A 25,468-nucleotide genomic window follows, 5' to 3' on the forward strand; every position below is an offset into this window, starting at 1 on the left:
GACCTTCGCGGAAGCGGTCAGCCCGGCTTGACCGCCTGCAGCGTGTAGGTCAGCGCCAGCCGCTCGGGGTGCTCGCGCAGACGGTGCTCACCGTCCCCGTCGGGGACGGGCTCCATCAGCCCCGGCAGGGCCAGCCAGGGCACGCTGCGGTGCTCCTCGAGCCCGGTCAGCACCAGCCCCTGCGCCAGCAGCGCGCCGACCACCTCGCCGAGGCCGTGGTTCCACTCCTGCGTCCGCGTCGCGGTGAGCGTCGCCGTCGAGTCGACGTAGCTCGTGTCCTCGTCGAACTCCATCGGCTCGACCGTCTCGAAGTACGGGTGGCCGATCACCAGCGCGTCGTCACGGGTGTCGTCGACGCTCCACAGCACCGGGTGGCCCTCGCGCAGGAACAGCCGCCCGCCGGGGGCCAGCAGCCCGGCCACGACGCCGGCCCAGCGGTGGATGTCGGGCAGCCAGCACAGCGCGCCGATGCCGGTGTAGACGAGGTCGTACGCACCCGCGCCCGCCGCCTCGACCGCGTGGTCGACGTCGGACTCGACGAACGTCGCCTCCACGCCCGCGCGGCCGGCGAGGGACCGCGCCGCCTCGATCGCCGGCGCCGAGAAGTCGACCCCGGTCATCCGCGCTCCCAGCCGGGCGAGCGAGACGGTGTCCGCGCCCACGTGGCACTGCAGGTGCAGCCCGCGCAGCCTTGCGACGTCACCGAGCCGCGGCCGGTCGAAGCGGACCACGCCGGTGAGGAACGCCGGGTCGTCGAACCGGGCCGGGTCGTAGTCGGGCGAGGCGAGGTGGATCGGGACGCGGTCGTCCCAGTTGGCGCGGTTCAGGCTCAGGTCGGCGCGGATTCCGTCCACGCCCGCATCTTCTCGTGGAGCGCTCGCCGGGCCATGATGCAGGGGGCAGGAGTGGGGCCTGCCCGGTCCGTGGAGGAGACGGCGGTGGGAAAGAGCGACCTCCGGCGCGAGATCACCACCTACACGGCCCCGCGCGGCCGTTTCCAGCTCGTGGTCGTGAGCCCGGCCCGCTACCTCGCCCTCGACGGCCGGGGCGACCCGAACTCGGCGCCGGCCTACCGCGACGCGCTGGCCACGCTCTACCCCGTCGCCTACCGGCTCAAGTTCACGAGCAAGACCGTCCTCGACCGGGACTACACGGTGATGCCGCTGGAGGCGCTGTGGTGGTCCGACGACATGGACACCTTCACCACCGCCCGGGACAAGTCGCGCTGGCACTGGCGCCTGCTCAACCTGGTGCCGTCCTGGCTCGGCGCCGAGGACGTGGCCGCGGCGCGCCGGACGGTCGCGAGGAGCGGGCACGCCCCGCTGGTCGACGCGCTGCGCTACGAGCCGCTCGACGAGGGCCTGGTCGTGCAGACGCTGCACGTCGGGCCGTACGACGACGAGGGCCCGGTCCTCGCCGCCATGCACGAGCACGTGGCCGCCGAGGGCTACGCGCTGTCGGGGCGGCACCACGAGGTCTACCTCAGCGACCCGCGCCGGACGGCGCCCGCGCGGCTGCGGACGATCCTGCGGCAGCCCGTCGCCCGGGACTGACCGGCCGGCCGGCTACGAGCCGGTCGAGTGCAGCCCGCCGTCGACGTGGACCATCTCGCCGGTCGTCGCCGGGAAGAAGTCGCTGAGCAGGGCGACCACGGCCTTGGCGGTCGGCTCGGGGTCGCGCGGGTCCCAGCCGAGCGGCGCCCGGCTGCCCCAGACCGTGTTGAACTCGTCGGCCCCGCCGATCGCCTTCTTCGCCAGCGTCTCCAGCGGTCCGGCGGCGACGAGGTTCACCCGGACGCCCTCCGGCCCCAGGTAGCGGGCGAGGTAGCGGCTGGTGCTCTCCAGCGCGGACTTCGAGACGCCCATCCAGTCGTAGACCGGCCACGACACGGTCGCGTCGAAGGTCAGGCCGACGACGGAGGCCGGGTTGGCGAGGACCGGCTTGCAGGCCATGGTCAGCGAGGTCAGCGAGTAGGCCGACACCTGGAGCGCCCTGGACACGTCGTCCCAGGGCGTGGTGAGGAACTTGCCGCCGAGCGCCGTCTCCGGGTTGGCGTACGCGAGGGAGTGCACGAGCCCGTCGAGGGAGTCGGTGTGCTCCCGCAGGCTGTCGGCCAGGCCGGCCAGGTGCTCCTCGTCCGTCACGTCGACCTCGAGCAGCACCGGCTCGGTGGGGAGCTTCTTGATCACGCGCCGCGTCAGGCTCATCGCGCGCCCGAAGTTGGACACGACCACCGTCGCGCCCTGCTCCTGGGCGATCTTGGCCACCGAGAACGCGATGGAGGTGTCGAGGGTGACCCCAGCCACCAGGACCGTCTTGCCGTCGAGGATGCCCATGGGGGTCGATCCTGCCCTACCGGCGTGCGCCGTGGCCGGACCGTCCGGACCGGTGGTCCCTGCCGCCCGCGCCGCGCCGCGGTCTCCTCAGTCGAGGAAGCCGTAGCTCGGCAGCAGGTAGGTCCTCCCGGAGGAGGCCCCGTTGAGGTCGGTCGCGTGGTTGCCGACGTTCGCGACGACCGTGAAGCCCTGCGCGGTCCAGGCCGCCCGGCAGGCGATCTTCGACGCCTCGATCGACGCGGCGGCGGGGTCGCGGAAGCACAGGCCGTCGACCCGGTAGCCCGCCCGGGTCAGCTGGCTCAGCGTCCCGCCCGTGTCGGCCGAGCGCCCGGTCGCGAAGAGCACGGCGTAGCCGTCCTGCTCGGCCCGCTTCGCGACGTCGAACGTCGCCGGGGTGGCCGCGAACGGCTGGTAGTAGCTCTGCAGCGCCGTGTTGTCGATGTCGAGCACGAGCGCCGGGCGCGAGACCCCCTGCTGGCTGTCCACGTACGCGGTCGCGCCGTCGAGGGCCGCGCTCACGTCGGCCAGCCACTGCGCCTGGGTGGGCCGCGTGCCGGCGCTGACGGCGAGCGAGGTCGTCGTCGCCGCGCTCAGCCCCGCCTGGTCGCGGACCGTGAGCGTGACCGGGTACGTGCCGGGGGTCGCGTACGAGTGCGACGTCCGCGAGCCCGTGCCGGTCGTGCCGTCGCCGAAGGACCAGGCCCAGGACGCGACCGGGCCCTCGGGGTCGGCGGACGACGAGCCGTCGAAGGCGACCGTCTGGCCGTTCGCGCTGGTGGTGAACGCGGCGACCGGCGGACGGTTCGCCGAGGCGGCGAGGTCGGTGACGACCAGGTCGTCGGCGGTGCTGGTCAGGGGCGCGGCCGTGGCCGTTGCGCTGAGGTGGCTCCGCAGCCCGACCGCGCCCGGGCCCTGCAGGGCGGCGGTGGTGTCGCTCGTGGTCACGGCCCAGGTGGTCGGCTCGGTGGCGTCGGCGCGCCAGGCACGGGCCCGCAGCACGGTCGGGTTCGTGCCCGTGGCCTGCACGCGGACGCGGACGGCCGTCCCGGGCGAGGCGGTCCACGCGGGCGTGGCGCTGCGCAGGTGCGTCCCGTCGCGGAACACCCCGATGCTGACCGCGCCGGACGCGTTCAGCACCAGCCGCGCGCCGTAGTCGGCGCCGGAGCGCCGCCGCACCACGACCGTCTCGTAGACCCCGCCGCCGCTCGGCGCAGCCGTGGTGGCGAACGTGGCGGCGGCGTCGACGTCGGTGAGCGCGAGCGAGCCCAGGTACGCGGAGCGCGTGACGCCGGCACCGGCGCTCAGCCGGGCCGCCCCGCCCGCGACCGCGAAGTCCGACGCGGTGCCCGACAGCGTCCACGCGCCGCCCGCGTCCGCGGCGCCCAGGCCCCCGGTGACGCTGCGGGTGAAGCCGTCGCGCGCGACCGTCGTCGCCGCCTGGGCCGGAGCCGCCGCGACGAGCAGGCCGGCGCCGCCGAGCAGCGCGGCGACCAGGGCGGGCAGCGCGCGCACCGCTAGTGCCCCATGCCCAGGCCGCCGTCGACCGGGATCAGCGCCCCGGTGACGTACGCCCCGCCGGGCCCGGCCAGGAAGGCGACGGCCGCCGCGACGTCCTCGCTCGAGCCCATCCGGCCGAGCGGGATCTGCGCCTGGTAGCCGGCGACGGTCTTCTCGTCGAGGTCGGCGGTCATGTCGGTCTCGATGAAGCCGGGGGCGACGACGTTGGCGGTGATGCCGCGGCCGCCGAGCTCACGGGCCAGGGAGCGTGCCATGCCGACCAGCCCGGCCTTGGAGGTGGCGTAGTTGACCTGGCCCGCGCTGCCCAGCTGGCCGACGACCGAGCTGATCAGCACGATGCGCCCCGACCGGGCCCGGACCATGCCCCGGGCCGCGCGCTTGACGACGTGGAAGGTGCCGGTGAGGTTCGTCTCGAGGACGGTGTCCCAGTCCTCCTCGCTCATCCGCATGATCAGCGTGTCGCGGGTGACGCCGGCGTTGGCGACGAGCACCTCGACCGGTCCCAGCTCGGCCTCCACGGCCTTGTACGCGGCGTCCACCTGCTCGACGTCGGTGACGTCGGCCCGGACCCCGAGCACGCCGGGCGGCACGTCGCCGCTGCGGTGCGTGCCCGCGACCCGGAACCCGTCCGCTGCGAGCCGCTGCGCGATCACCCGGCCGATCCCCCGGTTGGCGCCGGTCACCAGGGCGACGGGCCCCTGACCGGGACCCGCCGGCGTCGCGGCGGCGGCGTCCGGGCTCGTCGGGGCGTCGGAGAGGTCGGGCGTGGTGTCAGCGCTGTCGGTCACGGCTGAACGTTAGCGAGGCATGCTCACGAACCTCTCAACCCCGGGGCGAAACCACGGGGGCCGCTCGGACGTAATGTCTGGGCATGGCGATCCCCTCGGGCGCGACGAACATCACCGACGCACGCGCCGGGACCAGCGTCGACATGTCGCAGCGGATCCGCCGCTACACGATCACGATGGCGTTCCGCACGGTCTGCTTCCTCGTGGCGGTGATCTTCGCCCACGGCTGGCTGCAGTGGACGCTGTTCGCCGGTGCCGTGTTCCTGCCCTACATGGCGGTGCTGCTGGCCAACCAGAGCAACACCAAGGGCCTCAAGCGCGAGGTGCGCCGCGGCGCGCCGGGCGACGCGAAGCAGCTGACGGCGATGCCCTCGGGGGAGTACGTCGAGGGCGAGGTCGTCGTCGACGACGAGGGCGGCGTCCACGAGCCGTCCGAGGAGCGCCGCCGCTACTGGGCGGCCTGAACCGTGACCCTGCTCCCCCAGGACTCCGAGCTCGGCGAGCTCGTCTGCTCCGCCCGCGGCTGCACCGCGGCGGCGACGACCGACCTGCGCTGGAACAACGTCAAGATCCACACGCCCGAGCGGCGCAAGCACTGGCTCGCCTGCGACGCGCACGCGAGCTCGCTGAGCGCGTACCTCTCCGCCCGCGGCCTGCTCCGCGAGGTCGTCCCGCTGGCCGACGAGGCGACCACCACCGCCTGACGCGCCCTCCTCAGCCGCCGATCGCCGACATCGGCCGGTCGGGCTGCAGGAACGACGGGTCGTCGATGCCGTGACCGGGCTGCTTGCCCGCCATGGCGACGACCCAGGCGTCCGCGATCGTCGCGTCGTCGGCCCCGCCGCGCAGCAGGGCGCGGAGGTCGGACTCCTCGCGGGCGAAGAGGCAGGTCCGCACCTGGCCGTCGGCGGTGAGCCGGACGCGGTCGCACGCGCCGCAGAAGGGCTGCGTCACCGAGGCGATGACCCCCACGGTCTGGTCGGTGCCGACCACCCGGAAGAGCTCCGCCGGGGCGCTCCCCCGGGCCGCCGCGTGGGCGGGGTCGACGACCAGCGCGAACTCGGCCCGCAGCCGCTCGAGGATCTCCGCCGCGGTGACCATCGCGGTCCGGCTCCAGCCGTGCTGGGCGTCGAGCGGCATCTGCTCGATGAAGCGCAGCTGCACGCCGTGCTCGAGCGCCCAGCGCAGCAGCGCGGGCGCCTCGTGGTCGTTGATCCCCCGCATCAGGACGGCGTTCATCTTGACGGGGGCCAGGCCGGCGGCGTGCGCGGCGCGGATGCCCGCCAGCACGTCGGCGTGGCGGCGCCGGCGGGTCATCCGGGCGAAGGTCGCGGCGTCCATGGTGTCGAGCGAGACGTTGACGCGGTCGAGGCCGGCGTCGGCGAGGCCCTGCGCCCGGGACGCGAGCCCGATGCCGTTGGTGGTCAGCGCGAGCGACGGGCGGGGCTCGAGCGCGGCGAGCCGGCTGACGAGGCCCTCGAGGCCGCGCCTCAGCAGCGGCTCGCCCCCGGTCAGCCGGACCGTGGTGATGCCGAGCCGCTCGACGCCGATCCGCACCAGGCGGACGATCTCGTCGTCGTCGAGCAGCTCGTCGTGGCCGAGCCAGTCCAGGCCCTCGGCCGGCATGCAGTAGGTGCAGCGCAGGTTGCAGCGGTCGGTCAGGGACAGCCGCAGGTCGCTCGCCACCCGCCCGTACGCGTCCGCCAGCGGCCGCTGCGCGTCGGCGCCCGGCCGGCGGGTGCGGAGGCCGGGCAGGCCGAGGAGGACGGTCACGGGCGTGAGTCTAGGTCCGGTGCCCGGGGGTGTCCCGGGCCCGGACCACCGGCTCAGGCCTCCGGGTCCTCGTCGACCGTCACCGGCTGCGGCTCGGGCCGGTTCGCCAGCTCCTGGCGCCGCGCGACGATGATCGCCGTGGCCGCGCTCGCGGCGCCCGCGTACGCGACGAGCCGCATCCACGGCTTGTCGAGGACATGGGCCGTGACGTGGTCGAGGGAGTAGCGACCGCCGCCGGCGAGCGTCAGCGCCGAGCCGACCACGGCGTACATGAGGGGCACCTCGGGCCCGCCGTCGCTGGCGAAGAACTTCTCGAAGCCGTGCAGCGACGACGCGACGACCATGTTGCCGGTCAGCGCAGCGCCGGCCGGGCCGGTCGCGAGGCCGAGCGCGACGGCCGCACCGCCCGCACCCTCGGCGAGCCCGGCGAGGGTCGCGTTGCGCTTGCCCGGGGTGAAGCCGACGGACTCGAAGAAGCCGCCGGTGCCCTCGAGGCCGTGGCCTCCGAACCAGCCGAACAGCTTCTGCGCGCCGTGCGCCGCCGCAGCGGCGCCGAAGCCCAGCCGCAGGGCCAGCAGGCCCAGGTCGGTGCCCTTGCTCATGGTGTGCTCCAAATCTCGCGCCGGGGCGCGACGGTCGGGGTGGCTCGACCCGCACGCCGGTGGGCGGGTGGTTGAGCGTTCCACCGAACGCTACGAGTGCCGTGCGGCGTCCGTCACCGGGGACCGTCAGGCGAGCGGGACGCCGGGCCTCATGCTGGCCCGAGCGCGAGGTCGGGCACGGGGAGCACCGGGTGGGCGCTGCGGGTCTCGTGGCACCTCTCGCCCTCCGGGCTGCGCCACAGGATCGAGTACGTGAGCGTGGAGGACAGCCGGTCGCGCACCGCGGCGCTCTCCCGGCCCGCGTCTACCCAGGCGTGCGCCGCGACGTCGGCCAGCCACCGCTCCAGCTCCGCGAACCGCGCCTGGAAGCTGGCGCCCGTCCCGACGAACTTCTCGGCGTGCTCCACCGACGCGCTCTCCCCCGAGCTGGCCGTGAGGGTCGCGGTGAGCTCGACCTCGCGGGCCGCGGACCCGCGGCTGGCGTTGGAGACGAGCAGCACGCCCGGCTCGGCCCACTGCAGCGCCCAGCCGGACGCCTCGACGCGACGGGCGGCGGTCACCGCGGAGTCGACCCGGCGGCGCTGACGGCGGTCGCGGCGCGCGACGAGGCCGAGGATCACGGTGGTCTTGACCGCCACGACGCCGCCCACGACCACCAGCAGCGTGGTGGCGTCCATGCCCGGGATGCTAGGTCGGATCCTGACGAGCGGGGAGGAATTCGCTGAAAGACGCTCGGACGCCCCTGCGCCGAGACGCTCCGGGCGAGCGCCCTCAGCCGACCGGGACGGCTCCCACGGCGGCGAGGTCGAGGCGCTCGGGGTGCGTGTAGACGTTCATCGAGTCGCCGCGCACGAAGGCCACGAGCGTGAGCCCGGCCTCGTCCGCGAGCTCGACGGCGAGCGAGCTGGGCGCGGAGACCGCGATCAACAGCTCGGCCCCGGCGAGCACCGCCTTCTGGGTCAGCTCGTACGACGCCCGGCTCGAGACGACCAGCGCGCAGCCGGTCAACGGCAGCCGGCCCTCGCGCATCGCCCAGCCCACGACCTTGTCGAGGGCGTTGTGGCGCCCGACGTCCTCCCGGACGCAGACGAGCGCTCCGTCGGCGTCGAGGAGCCCGGCCGCGTGCAGCCCACCGGTCTTGTCGAAGGCCCGCTGCTGCTCGCGCAGCAGGTCCGGTGCGCGCAGCACCCGCTCGACGGGGAGCGGCTCGCGCCAGGTCGTCGGGTGCCGTCGCGCGGTGACCACCTGGTCGATGGACGTGGTCCCGCACAGCCCGCAGGCGCTGTTCACCACGACCTGGCGCAGCGGCCCCTCGGCCGCGACGCCGGGCGCGAGGCTCACGTCGAGGACGTTGTAGGTGTTGTGGCCCTCGGCGTCGGTCCCGGCGCAGTAGCGGGCCAGCAGCACGTCGGAGGCGTCGCGCACGATGCCCTCGGAGTGCAGCAGCCCGTGCACCAGGTCGATGTCGTCACCCGGCGTGCGCATCGTCACCAGGTACGCCTCGCCCCCGAGGCGCACCTCGAGCGGCTCCTCCACGGCGAGCGTGTCGCTGCGGCGCGAGACCCGCCCGTCGGGCCCGGTGCGGACCTTGACGACCGGCCGCGTGCGCGTGAGGCGTCCCATGGCGTCATCCTGGCACCGGGCGCCAACGCCCGCCTGCGGACGAGGTCGGTCCGCGGGCGAACGACGAGAGACGGGACCCCCGATGGACCTCACCCAGTGGCTGACGCGCCTCGCCGAGGAGCTCGGTGTCGCCGACGCCGTCCCCGACGAGGGCTCGACCCGCGACCTCCTCGACCTCACCCGCGAGGCGGCGCACGGCGTCGAACGCGTCGCCGGCCCGCTGACGACCTTCCTCGTCGGCGTCGCGGTGGGCCGCGGGGCCGACCCGACGGCCGCGACCCAGGCCGCCGCCGCGCTCCTCGACGAGCCCGCGCCCAGCGACAACTAACCTGGACGACGTGCGCCGCCTGTGGGTCCGATGGGCCCTGCTCATCGCCTTCGTCGCGGCGCTGGGCACCGCCTTCGTCAACCTCGGCGAGTGGCAGCTCGACCGCCTGCACCAGCGCCGGGAGCGCAACACCTCCACGGTCAGCAACGAGGAGCGCCCCGTCCGTCCGTGGGACGAGGTGTTCACCCGCCAGATCACCGACGCCGACCAGTGGCAGCGGGTGAGCGCGACCGGAACCTTCGACGCCGCGCACCAGTTCGTGGTGCGCTACCGCAGCAGCGGCGACACCGACGGCTACGAGGTGGTCACGCCGCTGCGCACCTCGGCCGGCACCGTCCTGGTCGACCGCGGCATCGTCTCCGTCAGCACCGGCTCCCAGATCCCCTCCACCGCGCCCGCGCCGCCGGCGGGCCAGGTCACGGTGGTCGGCCACGTCCGTCGCGACGAGGAGGGCAAGGCCTCGGCCCGCACCCCGGTGAACGGCTCGATGCGGCTCATCGACTCCTCCACCCTGGCGGCGTCGCTGCCCTACCCCGTCGCCGACGGCTACATCGGCCTGCTCACCGTCGACCCGCCGCAGACCGGCGGCTTCCAGCCCGTGGCGCTGCCCGAGATCTCCGACGGACCGCACTTCTGGTACGCCGTGCAGTGGTTCATGTTCACCGGCATCGGCCTGCTGGGCGTGTTCGTGTTCATCCGCGGCGACCTGCGCGAGCGGCGCACGGGCAGCCGCAAGTCCACGCCGGAAGGCGGGCCCAAGCGCCCCGAGCTCACCTCGAGCGGGGTCTGAGGCGTGGACCTCGGGCTCGGCGGCCGGGCGAGCGCCTACCGCACCCGGTGACCCGGTGCGCCTGGGCGTTCGGCCGGTGAGCCTCGCCGACGTCGTCGACCTGCTCGCCTGCCCGGCCTGCGCGGCGCAGGACCTACCCGACTCGGGCCTGACGCTGGACGACCGCACGCTGCGCTGCGACCGGGGCCACGCGTACGACGTCGCCCGCCAGGGCCACGTGAACCTCCTCGGCCGCGCCGCGCCCCGCAACGCCGACACCGCGGAGATGGTCGCCGCGCGCGAGCGGTTCCTCGGCGGGGGCGCGTACGACGTCGTGGCCGACGCGCTGGCCGACGCCGTGCTGCGGAACGGTCCACCCGCGCCCGCCGTGCTCGACGTGGGCGCCGGTCCGGGCTTCTACCTGGGGCGCGTCCTGGAGGCGCTCGCGGCGACGGGCCGCACGGGACGGGGCCTGGCCGTCGACGTGTCGGCCTTCGCCGCGCGACGTGCGGCCAAGGTACCCGGGGTGGGTGCGGTCGTCGCCGACGCGTGGGCCCGCTGGCCGCTGCGCACGGCCTCGGTGGACGTCGGGCTGAGCGTCTTCGCGCCCCGCCGGCCCGACGAGCTGGCGCGGGTGCTCACGCCGGGCGGGACCGCCGTGGTGGTGAGCCCGCTGCCCGATCACCTGGCCGGCCTGCGGGCCGCGCGTGACCTGCTGGACGTGGAGCCCGGCAAGCAGGAGCGGCTGGCGGCGACGTTCGGCGAGCACCTCGAGCCCGTCGCGGAGACCGACGTCCGTCACACCGTCCTCGTCGACCCCGCGTCCGCGGACGACCTGGTGGCCATGGGTCCGAACGCGTTCCACAGCGGGGTGACGCAGGACGGGTCCGCGCGTCGGGCGACAACGGTGGACGTCGCGGTGCGCGTCGGCGTCTGGCGTCACCCCTGAGGGACCGTCCGGGCACGCCGCGCGGGCGTCAGCCCTTCTTGCCCTTCTTGGCGGTCTTCTTCGCGTCCGCCTTCTTCTTGGGCTTGTCGTCCTTGGCGGCCTTGGCCTTCACGCCCTTGTCGCCGTTCTTGTCGGCGGCCTTCTCGGTGGCCTTCTCGGCGGCCTTCTTGGTGGCCTTCGCCTTGGTCCGCTCGGGCGACGCGCCCTCGGTCACCGCGCCCAAGGCCGGCCCCGGCTGCTCGACGACGTCGCGCCGCGGCCCGCGGGTCGCGCCCCCGCGACCGCGGAGGCTGGCCCCGGACTCCTTGAGCACGCCGTGCACGAAGCCGTACGACCGGCCCGTGTCCTGGGCGATCGAGCGGATGCTCTCGCCCCCGGCGTACCGCTCCCCGAACGACGCGGCCAACGACGAACGTTGGTCGCCGGTGATCCGGGCCCCCTTCGTCAGGGCTCCCGCAGTCCCGTCCGACGCCTCGGCCATGAGCACCCCCCTGCTCCGGGACGCCCGGAAGCGCCTGCCGGCCGGCAGGGCCCCGACGTCACGCTCGTGATCGTTGTCGATCAAGCATCATCCAAGCACCCGGGCGTGACGCAGCGCACGCGGGGCCACCCCGCGCGGGCTCGGCGGCGGGCGCGCTCAGGCCAGCGAGACCAGCTCGGCGTACTCCGGGCTCCAGAGGTCCTCCGTGCCGTCGGGCAGCAGCAGGACGCGGTCGGGGTCGAGCGCGTGCACCGCGCCCTCGTCGTGGGTGACGAGCACGACGGCACCGGCGTAGGTCTTGATCGCGTTGAGGACCTCTTCGCGGGAGGCCGGGTCCAGGTTGTTCGTCGGCTCGTCGAGGAGCAGCACGTTGGCGCTGGAGACGACGAGCGAGGCCAGGGCCAGCCGCGTCTTCTCCCCGCCGGACAGCACCCGCACCGGCTTGTCGACGTCGTCGCCGCTGAAGAGGAACGACCCGAGGACCTTGCGGACATCGGTCTCACCCAGCTGCGGAGCCGCGGTCTTCATGTTCTCGAGCACGGTGCGCGCGGTGTCGAGCGTCTCGTGCTCCTGCGCGTAGTAGCCGAGCCGCAGGCCGTGGCCGGGCTTCACGCCGCCGGTGTCGGACTCCTCGAGCCCGGCGAGGATGCGCAGCAGCGTGGTCTTGCCGGCACCGTTCAGGCCGAGGATGACGACCTGCGAGCCCTTGTCGATCGCCAGGTCGACGCCGGTGAAGATCTCGAGCGACCCGTACGTCTTGGACAGGCCCTCCGCCGTGAGCGGCGTCTTGCCGCACGCCGCGGGCTCGGGGAACCTGATCCGCGCGACCTTGTCCTGGACGCGCTCGCCCTCGATCCCGGCGCGGAGCTTGTCGGCCCGCTTGGCCATGTTCTGCGCCGCCGTCGCCTTCGTCGCCTTGGCCCGCATCTTGTCGGCCTGCGCCATCAGGGTGTCGGCCTTGCGCTCGGCGTTCTGCCGCTCGCGGCGCCGGCGCTTCTCGTCGGTCTCGCGCTGCTGGAGGTAGCGCTTCCAGCCCATCGCGTACACGTCGAGCTCGGCGCGGTTGGCGTCGAGGTGGAAGACCTTGTTGACGGTGGCGTCGAGCAGGCCGACGTCGTGGCTGATGACGAGCAGGCCGCCGGAGTGACCGGCCAGGAACGTCCGCAGCCAGGAGATCGAGTCCGCGTCGAGGTGGTTCGTCGGCTCGTCGAGCAGCATCGTCGACGCCCCGGAGAAGAGGATGCGGGCCAGCTCGACACGGCGGCGCTGACCGCCGGAGAGCGTGCGCAGCGGCTGGTCGAGGACGCGCTGCGGGAGCCCGAGGTTCGCCGCGATCCGGGCGGCCTCGGCCTCGGCGGCGTAGCCACCGCCGGCGGCCAGCTCGGCCTCGGCGCGGGCGTACGTGGCCATGGCGCGCTCGGCCTCGGCCGGGTCGTCGCTCGCCATCGCGACGCCGGCCTTCTCGAGGCGCGCGATGGCCACGTCCAGGCCGCGGGCGGAGAGGATCCGGTTGCGGGCGAGGACCTCGGGGTCGCCGGTGCGCGGGTCCTGCGCGAGGTAGCCGACGTCCCCGGTCCGGGTGACCGAACCGGCCGCCGGTGCCGTCTCGCCGGACAGGATCCGGGTCAGCGTGGTCTTGCCGGCGCCGTTGCGCCCGACGAGACCGACCTTGTCGCCGTCGGCGATCTGGAAGGACGCGCCACCGACCAGCAGGCGCGCACCCGCACGCACCTCGAGGTCCTTCGCGACCAGCATCTTCGTTCCTCAGTCCTTGTCGGGGCGTGCCTCACCCGCGCGAGGTGCGCGGGGGCCAGGAGCGTGCAGCGCCGACGGCGCTCCCGTTGTTCCCGGCCTCGGGGGGACGCACCCGGGGGCGCAGGTCCTCCGGTCGACGCCCGGGGCTCCCCCGCCTGGGCGGCGCGGGAGCACGACCACCTAGGCTACCGGGCCCGGGCGGGGTGCGGCACCGCTCGCAGCACGTCCCCGGACCCTCGCGAGCGCGCGGACGTTCCGTCAGGATGTGTCCGCCGACGGCTCACCGCGCCGCGGCGGAGGAGGCGACGTGACCGAGGTGACCGTCGACCTGCGGCGTCAGCTGCGCCAGGAGCTGCGCCACCGGATCCGCCCCATGACGGGGCGCGACCCCGACCAGCGCGACCGCCGGACGACGCCGCTCGAGCTGCTCTACGACCTCGTCTACGTGATCGCCTTCGGGGCCGCCGCCGAGCAGCTGGCCGAGCAGCTCGGCGAGGGGCACGTGGCCGGGGGGGTGGGGGCGTACGTCTTCGCCGTCTTCTCGATCACCTGGGCCTGGACGAGCTTCACCTGGTTCTCCTCGGCGTACGGCAACGACGACGCGCTGTTCCGGGTGGCCACCCTCGTGCAGATGGCCGGGGTCGTGGTGCTGACCTTCGGGCTGCCGGCCAGCTTCGAGGCCGCGGCCGAGGGCGAGAACCCCAACGCGCTGCTGATGGTGATCGGCTACGTCGTCATGCGCGTCCCCCAGCTCGCGCTGTGGCTCAGGGCGGCTGCCCAGGACCCGCGCCACCGCCGCACCGCCCGCTGCTACGCCCTCGTCGTCGGCGTCGTCCAGGTCTGCTGGGTGCTGACCGCGGTCGTGCACGCCCCGCTCGCGGTGACCGTGGCCGCGCTGGTGGTGCTGGCGCTGGCCGAGATCCTGGCCCCGGTGCTGATCGAGCGCCGCCTCGGCCGGCTGCCCTGGAACGCCGGGCACGTCGCCGAGCGGTTCAGCCTGCTCACGCTGATCACCCTCGGCGAGGTCGTCGCGGCGACCACCAGCGCGGTGGGTGCGCTCGTCGGCGAGCGCGGCTGGTCCGTCCCGGCGGTGGTCATCGTGTCGTCCGGGCTGCTGCTGACGGGCGCCCTGTGGTGGGCCTACTTCCTCGTGCCCTCGCAGCTGGTGCTGCAGCGCTGGCCGAGGCGCACGTTCGCCTGGCGCACCGTGCACCTGCCGCTGTTCGGGGCGCTCGCCGCCGTCGGCGCGGGCCTGCGGGTCGCGACGGTGGCGGTGGAGCGCGGCGAGCTGTCGCTGCTCGACGTCGCCCTGGCCCTCGCGGTGCCGGTCGCGGCGGTGGTGGTCGTGGTCTACCTGCTCTGGAGCGTGCTCACGCACACGTGGGACGCGAGCCACGTCCCGCTGTTCGTCCTCTGCCTGCTGCCGCTGGCGGCGGCCGTGGTCGTCGGGGTGACCGCGGACGGCGACGCACGCTTCGACCTCGAGCAGCCCGGCGACCTCACGGCCCTGGTGGCCGTGACGGCGCTGGTCGCCCTGTCCGGGGTCGTCGAGGTCGTCGGGCACGAGCGGGTCGGCTACCGCCACACGCTGCAGGCCGTCGACCGCAGCAGCTGAGCCGCACCAGCCGGCTCGCTGCCGCGGGGGCCGCTCGCCCTCAGGCCGTCGTGCGGGGCGGTGCGGTGGAGGCCCGGACCACGAGCTCGGTGGCGAGCTCGACGTGGTGGGACTCGAGCTGCTCGCGCGCGGCGAGCCGCATCGCGGTCACGAGCGCCATGCGCCCCATCTCGCGCAGCGGCTGGCGGACCGTGGTCAGCGGCGGGGACAGCACGCCCGCGACCGCGGTGTCGTCGAAGCCGACGACGCTGAGGTCCTCGGGCACGCGGATGCCGCGGCGCCGCGCGGCCTCGAGCACACCCGCGGCGATCTCGTCGGTCGCGGCGAAGACGCCGGTCGGCGGGACCTCGAGGTCGAGCAGCACGCCGCCCGCCGCGACGCCGGCGGCGTACTCGTACGTGCCGAGCCGCACGTACGCCTCGGGCACCTCGATCCCGGCGGCCTCGCACGCCGCCCGGAACCCGTGGGTGCGGGCCTGGCTGAAGGCCGCGCTCGGGTCGCAGCCGATGTAGCCGACGCGGCGGTGGCCGAGCTCGATCAGGTGCTGGGTGGCGGCGAGCCCGCCGGAGAAGTTCGTGGTGCCGACGCTCGCCACCTCCTTGCGGGGCGGGCTGAGCGGGTCGATGACGACGAGCGGCACGCCGGCGCGGACCAGCGCGCCGAGGTCGCCGTGCTGGCCGTCGTCGACCACGTCGATCACGGCGCGGCGGCCGCGGTCGGCCAGCTCGCGGGCCCAGGCGGCCGGTCGCAGCGCGCCGGGGCTCGGCTGGCGCCGGGGCCGCACGCTGACGCTCACGGCGATGCCGCGCTCGCCGCCGGACTCGACGACGCCCTCGAGGATCGCCGTCGTGTACGCGGTCAGCGGGCCGTGGAAGACGAGCTCGACGGTGTGCTGGGTGGTCTCGGCCTCGGGGCTCTCGGCGCGGCGCGCGACGTAGTCGTGCGCGGCCAGCAGGCTCTCGACCCGGGCGCGGGTCTCGGGTCCGACGTCGGAGCGCCCGTTGAGCACCTTGGACACCGTCGCGACCGAGACGCCGGCGGAGGCCGCGACCCGGGCCAGGGTCGTCGTCCGGCCTTCCTGCACGACGCCACCCTCCCGGAGTCCGGCGTCAGCCCTGGCGATGGCCGTCCCCCTCCGTGCGGTGCTGCTCGACGGTGCTGGCCAGCTGCCGGTCGTGCCCCACGAGGCGAACCGACCCGGTCAACCGTACCGGCAGGCGGTGCGGCAGATCTCCTGCTGACGTGCCGATCTGGACCTCCACGTCGCCCGGCTCGACCCGTCGGCGCAGGTCGACGCCGGTGAAGGAGGTGAGGTCGGCGTGCAGGCCGAAGACGACCTCGGCCGACTCCCCCGGCTCCAGGTCGACGCGGGCGAAGCCGGCCAGCTGGCGCACCGGGCGGGTCACGCTGCCGACCCGGTCGTGAAGGTAGAGCTGGACGACCTCGGTGCCGCGGCGCGCGCCGGTGTTGCGCACCCGCACCGACGCGCTGAACGCGCCGTCGGTCGGCACCTCGGCGCTGCTGAGGCGGGCGTCCTCGAGCGCGAACGTGGTGTACGACCGCCCGTGGCCGAAGGGGAAGAGCGGGGTCGGGTCGAGGTTGCTGGCCCCGACGTCCGCGACCCCCAGCACGGGCTGCAGGTAGGTGCCCGGCTGGCCGCCGGGGTCGCGCGGGACCTGGACCGGCAGCCGCCCGCTCGGGACGACCCGGCCGGACAGGACGCCCGCGACGGCGGCCCCGCCCTCCTCGCCGGGCATGAACGCCTGGACCAGCGCGGCGGCCCGGTCCGCGTACGCGCCGAGCGCGTACGGCCGGCCCGAGACGACGACGACCACGACGGGCGTGCCGGTCGCCAGCAGGGCCTCGAGCAGCTCGCCCTGCAGACCGGGCAGCCGCAGGTCCGGGGCGTCGCAGCCCTCGCCGGAGGTCCCGCGCCCGAAGAGCCCGGCGAGGTCGCCGACGAGGGCGACGCAGACGTCGGCCTCCCGGGCCGCCGCCACGGCCGCCTCGAAGCCGGAGCGGTCGTCGCCCAGCACCTCGCAACCGAGGGCGTGGGTGACCTCGACGTCGCCCAGCTCCGCGCGCAGCGCCTCGAGGGCGGTGGGGACGGCGACGCCGGTGCCCAGGTCGAGCCCGGGGTACTGCGGCAGGACGTGGTTGGGGAAGGAGTAGCAGCCCATCAGGGTCCGGGCGTCGTCGGCGCAGGGACCCACCACGGCCAGCCGCCGCAGGGCGGGGCGCCCGTCGCCGAGCAGCGGCAGGGCCGTCCCGGCGTCGAGCAGCACGACCGACTCCTCGGCCAGCCGGCGGGCGATGGCGCGGTTCGCCGCGCTGTCGAGGTCGTAGCCGGCCGCCCGCTCCACCGCACCCTCCGGCGTCCAGCCCTCGTCGAGCAGGCCCATCGCGACCTTCTGCGCCAGCACGCGGCGCACCGCGGTGTCCACGAGGGCCTCGTCGAGCTCGCCGCGCCGGACACGGTCGACGAGGTGCTGACCGAAGCCGGCGGTGTCGGGCAGCTCGACGTCGATGCCGGCCTCGAGCGCGAGCACGCCGGCCTCCTCGGCGTCGACCGCCACCCGGTGGGCGGTGGCGAGGAAGGGGACGGCCCAGTAGTCGGAGACGACCGTGCCGTCGAAGCCCCACTCGCCCCGCAGCAGGTCGGTGAGCAGCCAGCGGTCCATCGCGGCCGGGACGCCGTCGACGTCGCTGTAGGAGTTCATGACCGACGCGGCCCCCGCGCGCAGGGCCGCCTCGAAGGGCGGCAGCACGACGTCGGCCAGCTCGCGGCGCCCCATCGGCACCGGCCCGTGGTTGCGGGCGCCCCGCGAGGCGGAGTAGCCCGCGAAGTGCTTCAGCGTGGCGACCACCCCCGCGCCCTGCAGACCCCGCACGTACGCGCTGCCGAGGAGGGCGACCAGGTACGGGTCCTCCCCCAGCGTCTCCTCGACCCGGCCCCACCGGTAGTCGCGCACGACGTCGAGCACCGGCGACAGCCCGTGGTGCACGCCGAGCGCCGCCATGTCGGTGCCGATGGCGTCGGCCATCTCCTGCACCAGGTCGGGGTCGAAGGTGGCGCCCCAGGCGAGCGCCGAGGGGTAGACGGTGGCCCCGAGGGCGGTGAAGCCGGTCAGGCACTCCTCGTGCACCACCGCGGGGATGCCGAGGCGGGACCGCTCCAGGACGACGCGCTGCTGCTGCACGAGGTCGCGGGCGCCCTCCTCCGGCGTGACCGGTGCGCTGCCGTAGATCCGGGTGAGGTGCCCCAGTCCGTGCCGCGCGGCGTCGGCGAGCGAGGGACCCGTGGAGAAGGTGTCCTGCATCGGCGCGACGTTCTGCGAGGGGTCGCCCGGGGACGCGTCGCCGACGGCCTCGGGCTCGAGGCCGAGCTCGCCGTCCGGCTCCTCCTGCGCCTCGCGGCCGAGCCAGCGGCTGCCCAGCTGGCCGACCTTCTCCTCCAGCGTGAGGGCCGCGAGCAGCGCCTCGACCCGCTCCGCCGCGGCGAGGCCCGGGTCGCGCCAGCGCGCGCCCTCCGCCAGCGGGGCCGTGATCGTGCTGGACTGCGTCATCGCTTCTCCTCGGGTCACGGTCAGGTCCTCGAAACTTTCGGACCTTTGCGCGGGTTCGTCCTGACAATAGCCTGAGACCCAGGACGCGGTCACGCCCTGTTCCCGGCGCGTCTTGTCGCTCCCACCAGGCAGATCGAGGCGCAACTGTGACCCGCGTCAACCTTGACAGCGCTTAGACTCCGACCTACGTTGCCTTTCGCAGGCTACGAAAAGCCTGCGAAAGAACAACGACGCCAGCAACCGACTCACGTCCACGCAGCGGCGCAGCCGCTCGTAGCAGGGAGATCAACGTGGATCCCAGAACGACTCGTCGCGGCTTTCTCGGCCTCGGCCTCAGCGCCGCGGCGGCCGGAACCCTCGCCGCCTGCGGCGGCAGCGCCCCCACCCAGACCGGCGCCGGCGGCAGCGGTGCCGGCGGCGGCACCGGTGGTGGCGGCGACGGCAAGAACGCCACCCACTGGTTCCTCACCGGCCAGCCCGGCCAGGGGATCCGTGAGAACACGGTCAAGCGCTTCAACGACGCCAACCCGAACACCAAGATCGACTACACCGAGTTCCAGAACGACGCGTACAAGACCAAGATCGCGACCGCGATCGGCGCGGGCCAGGGCCCGACGATCATCTGGGGCTGGGGCGGCGGCACGCTGCGTGGCTACGCGGAGAACAACGAGGTCGAGGACCTGACCTCGTGGTTCGGCGAGAACGCCGCGGTCAAGGACCGGCTCTTCCCGTCCGCGTTCGCCGCCGGCTCGGTCGGCGACAAGATCTACGCGATGCCGGCCGAGACCGTCGCGCCGATCGTCATGTACTACAACAAGACGCTCTTCGACAAGGTCGGGGCGCAGCCGCCGGCCACCTGGACCGACGTGATGAACCTCGTCGACAAGTTCAACGGCGCGGGCATCGCCCCGTTCTCGCTGGGCGGCCAGTCGCGCTGGACCAACATGATGTGGCTCGAGTTCCTGCTCGACCGCATCGGCGGTCCCGAGGTCTTCGAGAACGCCTTCAACGGCAAGCAGGACGCCTGGTCCGACCCGGCCGTCACCGACATGCTGACCAAGGTCCAGGACCTGGTGAAGGCGCAGGGCTTCATCAAGGGCTTCTCCTCGATCACCGCCGACTCCAACGCCGACCTCGCGCTGCTCTACACCGGCAAGACCGCGATGATGCTCCACGGCGCGTGGACCTACGGGACGATGAAGAAGGACGGCGGCGACTTCGTCTCCGGCGGCCACCTCGGCTTCATGAACTTCCCGACCGTCGAGGGCGGCAAGGGCGACCCGAGCGACACCGTCGGCAACCCGGGCCAGTACCTGTCCATCTCCTCCAAGGCCACCGACGAGCAGAAGGAGACCGCGAAGAAGTTCTTCGCGACCGCCGTCCTCGCCGACGCCGAGGTGCAGGAGTGGGTCGACAACGGCAACGTGCCGATCGTCAAGGGTGCGGACTCGAAGTTCACCGGGGGCGACTCGGAGTTCCTCAAGTTCATCTACAACACCGCGAGCAACGCCAAGGTGTTCGCCCAGTCGTGGGACCAGGCGCTGTCGCCGTCGGCCGCCGAGACCCTGCTGGACAACATCGCCAAGCTCTTCCAGCTCTCGATCACCCCTGAGCAGTGGGTGGAGAGCATGAACAAGGCAACTAACAAGTGACGGCCCTCGCCGCACCGGCCGTGACGGCAGCAGCGCCGTCACGGTCGGGCGGCGGGAGCAGCGGCATCAAGGGTGCGAACCTCACCTGGATGGCGCTGCCCGCGTTCGCGTTCTTCCTGCTCTTCGGCATCGTCCCGCTGCTGGGCGTGCTGGCGCTGTCCTTCACGACCTGGGACGGCATCGGGCCGATCACCTTCAGCGGCGCCACGAGCTGGCGGACGATCCTGACCGACCCGAACCTGCCGCACACCGTCTGGGTGACCTTCCTCGTGATGGCGCTCAGCTGGATCGTGCAGACGCCGATGAGCATCCTGCTGGGCACGTTCCTGGCGGGCTCGCAGCGCTACCGGGCCGTGCTGGCGGTGCTCTACTTCGTGCCGCTGCTGCTCAGCTCGGCCGCCATCGCCATCACCTTCAAGGCGCTCGTCGACCCGAACTTCGGGATGGGCGCCGGGCTGCACATCGACGCGCTGTCGCAGGACTGGCTCGGGCGCCCGGTGCTGGCCATGGCCACGCTGATCTTCGTCGTGTCCTGGCAGTACATCCCGTTCCACTCGCTCATCTACCAAGGCGGCGTGCGCCAGATCCCGGCGTCGCTGTACGAGGCGGCGCTGATCGACGGGGCGGGCCGGGTGAAGCAGTTCTTCAACATCACCCTGCCGCAGCTGAAGTACACGATCATCACGTCCTCGACGCTGATGGTCGTCGGGTCGCTGACCTTCTTCGACCTGATCTTCGTGCTGACCGCCGGCGGTCCCGGCGACACCACCCAGGTGCTAGCGCTGAGCATGTACAAGACCGGCTTCCAGGCCCACCTGATGGGGCCGGCCTCCGCGATCGCCGTGATCCTCGTGGTCGTCGGGCTCGTGCTCGCCCTGCTGCTGCGCCGCCTCGGCGGTCGTGGCGACGAGAGCCAGCTGGAAGGAGCCTGAGATGGCGACGATCACCTCCGACAAGGTCCAGACCCGCACGAGGAAGAGCGGCGGGCGCAGCGCGCCCGAGCGGGGCGCCACCCTGCGCGGCACGAGCCGGCCCAACTGGCTCGGCGGGCTGCTCAGCTTCGTGTGGCTCGCGATCGTGATCATCCCGATCTACTGGATCGTGGTCACGAGCTTCAAGAGCCAGAGCGTGTACTTCCTGGCCAACCCGCTCGCCCCGCCCACGGCCCCGACGCTGGAGAACTACCAGCTGGTCATCGAGAACGACTTCATCCGCTACTTCTTCAACAGCGTCATCGTCGCGGTGGGTTCGGTCGTCCCGGCGGTCCTGCTGAGCTTCCTCGCCTCGTACGCGATCATCCGCAACGCGCACCGGCGAGGGCTGCGGTTCATGAACTCGATGTTCCTGCTGGGGCTGGCGATCCCGCTGCAGGCGACGATCATCCCCGTCTACCTGCTGATCATCAAGCTCGGGCTCTACAACACGCTGGCGGCGATCATCCTGCCGTCGATCGCGTTCGCGATCCCGCTGTCGGTGCTCGTGCTGAGCAACTTCATCCGCGACGTCCCGAAGGAGCTCTTCGAGTCGATGCGGACCGACGGCGCGAGCGAGTGGGGCACGCTGTGGCACCTGGCTTTCCCGCTCACCCGGCCGGCGCTGGTCACCGTGACCATCTACAACGCGCTGGCGGTGTGGAACGGCTTCCTGCTGCCGCTGATCCTGACCCAGGACCCCGACAAGCGCCTGCTCCCGCTGGCGCTGTGGACCTTCCAGGGCCAGTACGGCGTCAACGTCCCGGCGATCCTCGCGTCGGTGATGCTGACGACCCTGCCGATCCTCGTGCTCTACGTGGTCGGCCGGCGCCAGCTCCTCAGCGGCCTCACCGCCGGGTTCAGCAAGTAGGCCCGGCCCTGAGCTGAGCCGAGCCGGACCTCCGTGCCCCTGAGCCGTCGGGGGGCACGACCACCCACCTCCCTCGGACCCACCCCACGTGTCCCGAGCCGGACGCGGCGGCGACCCCGCCCCGCGACCGGCTCGGGGCCCGTGGTGGGCTGAGGGACGAGCCGCGCCGGGACCCTGCCCGACCCGCGCGCCCCGGGGCAGCACCACCCCGGGACCACCCACAGAAGGAGAACCATGACCGCACCAGCAGCGACCGAGCTGGACCGCACCCCGAAGCCCGAGGACAAGTTCAGCTTCGGCCTGTGGACCGTGGGCTGGCAGGCCCGCGACCTCTTCGGCGAGGCGACGCGGCCGGTGCTCGCCGGTCCCGAGGCGGTCCACGAGCTGGCGAAGATCGGCGCGTACGGCATCACGTTCCACGACGACGACCTCGTCCCGCCGGGCAGCAGCGCCGCCGAGCGCGACAAGATCATCGCCGACTTCAAGCAGGCTCTGTCCGACACCGGCCTCGTCGTGCCGATGGTCACCACGAACCTCTTCAGCGACCCGGTCTTCAAGGACGGCGGCTTCACCAGCAACGACCGCTCCGTGCGCCGCTACGCGCTGCGCAAGGTCATGCGGAACATGGACCTGGCCGCCGAGCTCGGCGCCCAGACCTACGTCTTCTGGGGCGGCCGCGAGGGTTCCGAGGTCGACTTCGCCAAGGACATCCAGGCCGCCCTCGACCGCTACCGCGAGGGCATCGACATGCTCGCGCAGTACTCGATCGACAAGGGCTACGGCCTGCGCTTCGCCATCGAGCCCAAGCCGAACGAGCCCCGCGGCGACATCCTGCTCCCCTCGATCGGGCACGCGCTGGCCTTCATCAGCCAGCTCGAGCACCACGAGATGGTCGGCATCAACCCCGAGACCGGCCACGAGCAGATGGCCTCGCTCAACTACACGCACGGCATCGCGCAGGCGCTGTGGCAGGGCAAGCTCTTCCACATCGACCTCAACGGCCAGAAGGGCCCGCGCTACGACCAGGACCTGGTCTTCGGCTACGGCGACCTGCTGCAGGCCTTCTCCACCGTCGACCTGCTCGAGTGCGGCGCACCGGGCGGCGGGCCCACGTACGACGGGCCCCGTCACTTCGACTACAAGCCGCTGCGCACCGAGAGCATGGAGGGCGTCTGGGAGTCGGCGCGCGCCAACATGGAGCTCTACATCCGGCTGCGTGAGAAGGCCCGTGGCTTCCGTGCCGACCCGGAGGTCCAGGAGGCCCTCGAGGCGGCCCGTGTGGCCGAGCTCTCCCAGCCGACGCTGAACGAGGGCGAGTCCTACGACGACCTGCTCGACGACGCGTCGTCGTACGAGTCGTTCGACATCGACCGCGCGCGTGAGCAGGGCTACGGCTACGCCCGCCTGCAGCGCCTCGCGATCGAGCACCTGCTGGGCACCCGGGGCGCCTGACCGCTCCCGCACGTCCGTCGCCGCGGTCGACCCTGTCCGGAGGGTCGCCCGCGGCGACGGTCACGTCAGCCCCAGCTGCCTGAGCTGGACGAACGCTCCCCGAGAGGCGAACGCTCCCTGAGCCTGCCGAACACTCCGCTGAGCCAGGCAAACGCTCCCTGAGCCTGTCGAAGGGCCTCGAAGAGGTCGGCGTGGACCTGGGGCGAGCAGGAGCCAACCCCTCCGGGGCCCTTCGACAAGCTCAGGGGGCGTTCCCCCCTCCGGGGCCCTTCGACAAGCTCAGGGGGCGTTCCCCCCTTCCGGAGCCCTTCGACCAGCTCAGGGGGCGTTCCCCTCCCCCACCTCCACGCATCCCCCACCCGTCCCCACAGATCGAGGCACCTGAACCATGACGGTCTTCCACGTCGCCACCACCGGCACCGACGCCGCCGACGGCTCGGCGGAGCAGCCCTTCCGCACGATCAACCGCGCGGCCGCCGCGGCGCACCCCGGCGACACCGTCCGCGTGCACGCCGGCGAGTACCGCGAGTGGGTCGTCCCCCGTCGCGGCGGGCTGGGCGAGAACCGCCGCATCACCTACGAGGCCGCCGAGGGCGAGCACGTGGTGGTCAAGGGCTCGGAGCGCGTCACCGGCTGGGAGCAGGTCGGCGGTCCGGTGTGGCGGGCGCGCGTGGACAACGCGCTCTTCGGCGACTTCAACCCCTACGTCGAGGAGATCGACGGCGACTGGATCGTGCGCCCCGAGCGCGACTCGCCGCGCCAGCACCTCGGCGAGGTCTACCTCGACGGCGTCGCCTTCTCCGAGGTGGCCACCGTGGGCGAGGTCGGCCAGCCGGAGCGCCGGACCGAGGTGACGGACCACTGGACGGGCATCCCGCAGCCGGTCGCCGACCCCGACCAGACGCAGCGCGTGTGGCACGCGGCGGTCGACGACGACGTCACGACGATCACCGCCAACTTCGGCGACGCCGACCCCAACGCGCGCCTGGTCGAGATCAACGTGCGCCGCTCGGTCTTCTACCCCACCCAGCACCACCTCGACTGGATCACCGTCCGCGGCTTCGAGCTCGCGCAGGCCGCGTGCCCGTGGACGCCGCCGACGGCGGACCAGCCCGGCCTGATCGGCCCCAACTGGGCCAAGGGCTGGGTCATCGAGGACAACGACATCCACGACGCCAAGTGCTCGGCCGTCTCCCTGGGCAAGGAGGCGTCGACCGGCCACAACTTCTCGACGACGCGCCTGGACAAGCCCGGCTACCAGTACCAGCTGGAGTCGGTCTTCTCCGCCGAGCAGATCGGCTGGGACGCCGAGCACATCGGTTCGCACGTCGTGCGCCGCAACCACATCCACGACTGCGGGCAGAACGGCGTCGTCGGCCACCTGGGCTGCGTGTTCTCGACCATCGAGGACAACCACATCCACCACATCGCCACGCGCCGGCAGTACTACGGCTACGAGATCGGCGGCATCAAGCTGCACGCCGCGATCGACGTCGACATCCGGCACAACTACATCCACGACTGCTCGCTCGGCACCTGGCTGGACTGGGAGACGCAGGGCACGCGCGTCTCGCGCAACGTCTTCGCCCACAACAGCCGCGACCTCTTCGTCGAGGTGAGCCACGGCCCGTACGTCGTCGACCACAACGTCTTCGCCTCCCCCGTCTCGGTCGAGTCGTTCAGCCAGGGCGGCGCCTACGTCGGCAACGTCCTGTGCGGCTCGCTGCGCCTGGAGAAGGTCATGGACCGCGCCACGCCGTACCACCGCGCGCACAGCACGCAGGTCGCCGGCTACGCCGTCATCTACGGCGCCGACGACCGCTGGATCGGCAACCTGTTCCTCGACGGGCAGGGCGAGGAGGCGTACGGCCACGGCGCGGAGTTCAACCCGCGCTACGGCTACGGCACCGCCCTCTACGACGGCCACCCGACGAGCTTCGCCGACTACCTCGGCCTGATCGACGCGCAGCCGCCGGGCGACCACGACCGCTACCCGGGCGTCCCGCAGCCGGCCTACGTCCGCTCGAACGTCTACGCCGGGCAGGCCAAGGCCTTCGAGGGCGAGCCGGACGCGCTGGTGCTCGACGGCACGGTCTCGGTGCGCGTCGTCGTCGAGACGGGCGCCGAGGGCGACCAGGTGTTCCTCGAGACCGACCTGCCGGAGGGGTTCCTCGGCACGCAGGTCGGGGTCGTCACGGGCGCCGACCTCGAGCACGTGCGCTTCGCCGGGCTCGAGTTCGAGGAGCGCGACGGCAGCCCGGTCGTGATCGACGTCGACCTCCTCGGCGAGCGGAAGGAGCCGGGGCGGACCTACCCCGCGTTCCCGGTCTCGGGGGTCGGCACCGGCACCGCGCGCACGCGCGTCTGGTGACCCGGCCGGGGCCCCGTCCCACGCTGCTGGACGGGGCCCCGGTCGTCG

The 25,468-nt window shown here is 73.4% G+C and carries 24 protein-coding genes; 12 read left to right on the forward strand and 12 right to left on the reverse strand.

Going from position 1 to position 25,468, the window contains the following annotated elements; translation table 11 throughout:
* Positions 1 to 17 precede the first annotated feature (17 nt).
* Complete coding sequence (locus BMY04_RS10870) at positions 18 to 854, reverse strand: class I SAM-dependent methyltransferase (RefSeq protein WP_232506290.1); 837 nt, start codon at positions 852 to 854, stop codon at positions 18 to 20.
* Positions 855 to 938: 84 nt separating this feature from the next.
* On the opposite strand from BMY04_RS10870, the gene BMY04_RS10875 reads away from it, so the two are divergent.
* The gene (locus BMY04_RS10875) at positions 939 to 1,553 is read left to right on the forward strand and encodes a GyrI-like domain-containing protein (protein WP_232506295.1); all 615 of its coding nucleotides are present in this window, start codon (positions 939 to 941) and stop codon (positions 1,551 to 1,553) included.
* Positions 1,554 to 1,565: 12 nt separating this feature from the next.
* Here BMY04_RS10875 and fabI read toward each other — a convergent pair whose 3' ends face one another.
* From fabI to BMY04_RS10890, 3 genes are all read right to left on the reverse strand, one after another.
* Entirely contained in the window at positions 1,566 to 2,336 is a 771-nt protein-coding gene (gene fabI / locus BMY04_RS10880; protein ID WP_091179796.1) for an enoyl-ACP reductase FabI, read from the reverse strand.
* An 87-nt stretch (positions 2,337 to 2,423) separates the two neighbouring features.
* A complete protein-coding gene (locus BMY04_RS10885) occupies positions 2,424 to 3,848 on the reverse strand; it encodes a PKD domain-containing protein (RefSeq protein ID WP_091179798.1) in 1,425 nt (474 codons plus the stop codon).
* Between the two features lie 2 nt (positions 3,849 to 3,850).
* A complete protein-coding gene (locus tag BMY04_RS10890) occupies positions 3,851 to 4,540 on the reverse strand; it encodes a beta-ketoacyl-ACP reductase (RefSeq protein ID WP_170854106.1) in 690 nt (229 codons plus the stop codon).
* A 185-nt stretch (positions 4,541 to 4,725) separates the two neighbouring features.
* On the opposite strand from BMY04_RS10890, the gene BMY04_RS10895 reads away from it, so the two are divergent.
* Both BMY04_RS10895 and BMY04_RS10900 read left to right on the forward strand, forming a co-directional pair.
* Positions 4,726 to 5,106 (forward strand): DUF3099 domain-containing protein, encoded by a 381-nt coding sequence (locus BMY04_RS10895; protein ID WP_091179801.1) that lies wholly within the window; start codon positions 4,726 to 4,728, stop codon positions 5,104 to 5,106.
* Between the two features lie 3 nt (positions 5,107 to 5,109).
* Positions 5,110 to 5,346: an acetone carboxylase gene (locus tag BMY04_RS10900; RefSeq protein ID WP_091179803.1), complete on the forward strand. Its 237-nt coding sequence runs from the start codon at positions 5,110 to 5,112 to the stop codon at positions 5,344 to 5,346.
* Between the two features lie 10 nt (positions 5,347 to 5,356).
* On the opposite strand, the gene moaA is transcribed toward BMY04_RS10900, so the two are convergent.
* From moaA to fdhD, 4 genes are all read right to left on the reverse strand, one after another.
* Positions 5,357 to 6,415: a GTP 3',8-cyclase MoaA gene (gene moaA, locus BMY04_RS10905; RefSeq protein ID WP_091179805.1), complete on the reverse strand. Its 1,059-nt coding sequence runs from the start codon at positions 6,413 to 6,415 to the stop codon at positions 5,357 to 5,359.
* Between the two features lie 53 nt (positions 6,416 to 6,468).
* On the reverse strand, positions 6,469 to 7,017 hold the full coding sequence (locus tag BMY04_RS10910; protein WP_091179808.1) for a DoxX family protein: 549 nt from the start codon (positions 7,015 to 7,017) through the stop codon (positions 6,469 to 6,471).
* A 149-nt stretch (positions 7,018 to 7,166) separates the two neighbouring features.
* Positions 7,167 to 7,694 (reverse strand): hypothetical protein, encoded by a 528-nt coding sequence (locus BMY04_RS10915; protein WP_091179810.1) that lies wholly within the window; start codon positions 7,692 to 7,694, stop codon positions 7,167 to 7,169.
* A gap of 94 nt (positions 7,695 to 7,788) precedes the next feature.
* Positions 7,789 to 8,640, reverse strand: coding sequence for a formate dehydrogenase accessory sulfurtransferase FdhD (fdhD, locus tag BMY04_RS10920; protein WP_091179812.1), 852 nt, complete (start codon positions 8,638 to 8,640; stop codon positions 7,789 to 7,791).
* An 82-nt stretch (positions 8,641 to 8,722) separates the two neighbouring features.
* Between fdhD and BMY04_RS10925 the strand changes: the two genes are divergently transcribed.
* From BMY04_RS10925 to BMY04_RS10935, 3 genes are all read left to right on the forward strand, one after another.
* The gene (locus BMY04_RS10925) at positions 8,723 to 8,968 is read left to right on the forward strand and encodes a DUF6457 domain-containing protein (RefSeq protein ID WP_091179815.1); all 246 of its coding nucleotides are present in this window, start codon (positions 8,723 to 8,725) and stop codon (positions 8,966 to 8,968) included.
* Between the two features lie 10 nt (positions 8,969 to 8,978).
* A complete protein-coding gene (locus BMY04_RS10930) occupies positions 8,979 to 9,758 on the forward strand; it encodes an SURF1 family cytochrome oxidase biogenesis protein (RefSeq protein ID WP_170854085.1) in 780 nt (259 codons plus the stop codon).
* A gap of 76 nt (positions 9,759 to 9,834) precedes the next feature.
* The gene (locus BMY04_RS10935; protein ID WP_091179820.1) at positions 9,835 to 10,686 is read left to right on the forward strand and encodes a putative RNA methyltransferase; all 852 of its coding nucleotides are present in this window, start codon (positions 9,835 to 9,837) and stop codon (positions 10,684 to 10,686) included.
* Between the two features lie 28 nt (positions 10,687 to 10,714).
* Here BMY04_RS10935 and BMY04_RS23320 read toward each other — a convergent pair whose 3' ends face one another.
* Positions 10,715 to 11,167, reverse strand: coding sequence for a helix-turn-helix domain-containing protein (locus tag BMY04_RS23320; RefSeq protein ID WP_232506296.1), 453 nt, complete (start codon positions 11,165 to 11,167; stop codon positions 10,715 to 10,717).
* 156 nt (positions 11,168 to 11,323) lie between these two features.
* Positions 11,324 to 12,922: an ABC-F family ATP-binding cassette domain-containing protein gene (locus BMY04_RS10945; RefSeq protein ID WP_091179822.1), complete on the reverse strand. Its 1,599-nt coding sequence runs from the start codon at positions 12,920 to 12,922 to the stop codon at positions 11,324 to 11,326.
* A gap of 307 nt (positions 12,923 to 13,229) precedes the next feature.
* Between BMY04_RS10945 and BMY04_RS10950 the strand changes: the two genes are divergently transcribed.
* Positions 13,230 to 14,537: a low temperature requirement protein A gene (locus tag BMY04_RS10950; protein WP_198410085.1), complete on the forward strand. Its 1,308-nt coding sequence runs from the start codon at positions 13,230 to 13,232 to the stop codon at positions 14,535 to 14,537.
* A gap of 40 nt (positions 14,538 to 14,577) precedes the next feature.
* Here BMY04_RS10950 and BMY04_RS10955 read toward each other — a convergent pair whose 3' ends face one another.
* Both BMY04_RS10955 and BMY04_RS10960 read right to left on the reverse strand, forming a co-directional pair.
* The gene (locus tag BMY04_RS10955) at positions 14,578 to 15,621 is read right to left on the reverse strand and encodes a LacI family DNA-binding transcriptional regulator (protein WP_091179824.1); all 1,044 of its coding nucleotides are present in this window, start codon (positions 15,619 to 15,621) and stop codon (positions 14,578 to 14,580) included.
* Positions 15,622 to 15,646: 25 nt separating this feature from the next.
* Positions 15,647 to 18,103 (reverse strand): glycoside hydrolase family 3 N-terminal domain-containing protein, encoded by a 2,457-nt coding sequence (locus tag BMY04_RS10960; protein ID WP_091179826.1) that lies wholly within the window; start codon positions 18,101 to 18,103, stop codon positions 15,647 to 15,649.
* Positions 18,104 to 18,393: 290 nt separating this feature from the next.
* Here BMY04_RS10960 and BMY04_RS10965 point away from each other — a divergent pair, with 290 nt between their 5' ends.
* The 5 genes from BMY04_RS10965 to BMY04_RS10985 all read left to right on the forward strand — a co-directional run bounded on the left by BMY04_RS10965 (position 18,394) and on the right by BMY04_RS10985 (position 25,420).
* Positions 18,394 to 19,755, forward strand: a complete 1,362-nt coding sequence (locus BMY04_RS10965; protein ID WP_091179828.1) for an extracellular solute-binding protein — start codon at positions 18,394 to 18,396, stop codon at positions 19,753 to 19,755.
* A complete protein-coding gene (locus BMY04_RS10970) occupies positions 19,752 to 20,687 on the forward strand; it encodes a carbohydrate ABC transporter permease (protein ID WP_198410086.1) in 936 nt (311 codons plus the stop codon). The genes BMY04_RS10965 and BMY04_RS10970 overlap by 4 nt, the downstream gene beginning before the upstream one ends.
* 1 nt (position 20,688) lies before the next feature.
* Complete coding sequence (locus BMY04_RS10975) at positions 20,689 to 21,597, forward strand: carbohydrate ABC transporter permease (protein WP_091179830.1); 909 nt, start codon at positions 20,689 to 20,691, stop codon at positions 21,595 to 21,597.
* A 234-nt stretch (positions 21,598 to 21,831) separates the two neighbouring features.
* Positions 21,832 to 23,049: a xylose isomerase gene (gene xylA / locus BMY04_RS10980; protein WP_091179832.1), complete on the forward strand. Its 1,218-nt coding sequence runs from the start codon at positions 21,832 to 21,834 to the stop codon at positions 23,047 to 23,049.
* A 388-nt stretch (positions 23,050 to 23,437) separates the two neighbouring features.
* Positions 23,438 to 25,420 (forward strand): right-handed parallel beta-helix repeat-containing protein, encoded by a 1,983-nt coding sequence (locus BMY04_RS10985; protein ID WP_091179834.1) that lies wholly within the window; start codon positions 23,438 to 23,440, stop codon positions 25,418 to 25,420.
* Positions 25,421 to 25,468: the final 48 nt, after the last annotated feature.

Origin of the sequence: Microlunatus flavus (assembly GCF_900110855.1) — a bacterium.
Lineage (GTDB): Bacteria > Actinomycetota > Actinomycetes > Propionibacteriales > Propionibacteriaceae > Microlunatus > Microlunatus flavus.